Origin of the sequence: Rhodococcus chondri (assembly GCF_036327435.1) — a bacterium.
GTDB lineage: Bacteria > Actinomycetota > Actinomycetes > Mycobacteriales > Mycobacteriaceae > Rhodococcus > Rhodococcus chondri.
In genome coordinates, this window is the sequence record NZ_JAUZMZ010000360.1 from 1 (window position 1) to 1,430 (window position 1,430).

General features: G+C 64.3%; 1 protein-coding gene. It reads right to left on the reverse strand.

Features of this window, described 5'->3' with window-relative positions; all coding sequences use genetic code 11:
- Positions 1–54: 54 nt before the first annotated feature.
- Positions 55–1,299 (reverse strand): IS256 family transposase, encoded by a 1,245-nt coding sequence (locus Q8814_RS26110; RefSeq protein WP_330154826.1) that lies wholly within the window; start codon positions 1,297–1,299, stop codon positions 55–57.
- Between the last annotated feature and the right edge of the window lie 131 nt (positions 1,300–1,430).

A 1,430-nucleotide genomic window follows, 5' to 3' on the forward strand; every position in this document is an offset into this window, starting at 1 on the left:
GGTCAAGTCCCTGGACGTGGTGTACGGACCGTTGCGTGATTCCTCGTCGGTGAGTCAGGCAGTCAAGGCCGGTGCCACCTCCTCGGTGTCGTTGCTGGCGGCGTTGGCGCACTTGTCGGTACGCGAGCGAGCGAGCACGTCGAGTCCGAGATAACGGCGCCCCTCGATCCATTCGTCGTGCTGTTCGGCCAGGACCGCGCCGACGAGCCGGATCAGGGCGGTACGATCTGGAAAGATTCCGACCACATCGGTTCTGCGCCGGATTTCTCGGTTGAGGCGCTCCTGGGGATTATTGCTCCAGATCTGTCTCCAGATCTGCTTGGGAAACGCGGTGAACGCCAACAGGTCCGGGCGTGCCCTGTCGAGGTGGTCGGCGACCTTCGGCAGCTTGACCTCGAGCGCATCGATGACCCGATCGTATTGGGCGTGCACCGAATCGGCGTCGGGTTGGTCGTAGACCGAATGCAGCAGGGTTTTCACCCACGGCCACGACGCTTTCGGGGTCACCGCCATGAGGTTTGTCGAATAGTGCGTCCTGCATCTCTGCCAGGAGGCGCCCGGCAGGGTCGCGCCGATCGCCGCGACCAGGCCGGTATGCGCATCGGAGGTCACCAGCTGCACCCCGGTCAGTCCGCGGGCCACCAGTCCGCGGAAGAAGCTCAGCCAGCCGGCGCCGTCCTCGGCTGAGGTGACGTCCACGCCCAGGATTTCGCGGTAGCCGTCGGCGTTGACTCCGACCGCGACCAGGGTGTGGACGTTGACCACGCGGCCGTTCTCGCGGACCTTGAGCACGAGCGCGTCGGCGGCGACGAACGTGTACGGGCCTTGGTCCAAGGGTCGGTTCCGGAAGGCGTCGACCTGTTCGTCGAGGTCCTTCGCCATCACCGACACCTGCGACTTCGACAACGAAGAGATCCCCAGCGTATCGACAAGCTTCTCCATCCGTCGGGTCGAGACCCCAAGCAGGTAACAGGTAGCAACCACCGAGGTCAGAGCCCGTTCGGCGCGTTTGCGGCGTTGCAGCAACCAGTCCGGGAAATAGGAGCCTTGCCGCAGCTTGGGGATGGCCACGTCGAGGGTGCCGATGCGGGTGTCGAAGTCCCGGTGCCGGTAGCCGTTGCGATTGTTGACTCGCTCGCCGGAGCGCTGGCCGTAGCCGGCACCGCACAGCGCGTCGGCTTCGGCACTCATCAGGGCATGGATGAATGTCGAGAGCAGTTCGCGCAGCAGGTCGGGGCTGGCGCCGGTGAGTCGGTCTTCGAGGAGCTGGTGCAGGTCGATATCGTGGGCAGTGGTCATCGCGTGCTCTTTCGTCGAGTCGAGTTGGTAGCTCTCTCGAAGAATCACGCGGTGACCGTCTTTCGTCCGGTTACGACACGCCGGTCAGCTCATTGAGCTCCGGCTTCTACACCACTCTGATGGACGCAACC

Coding starts and splice junctions, on each gene's coding strand:
- Q8814_RS26110 (WP_330154826.1), bottom strand. CDS start 1,299: ATGACCACTGCCCACGATATCGACCTGCACCAGCTCCTCGAAGACCGA.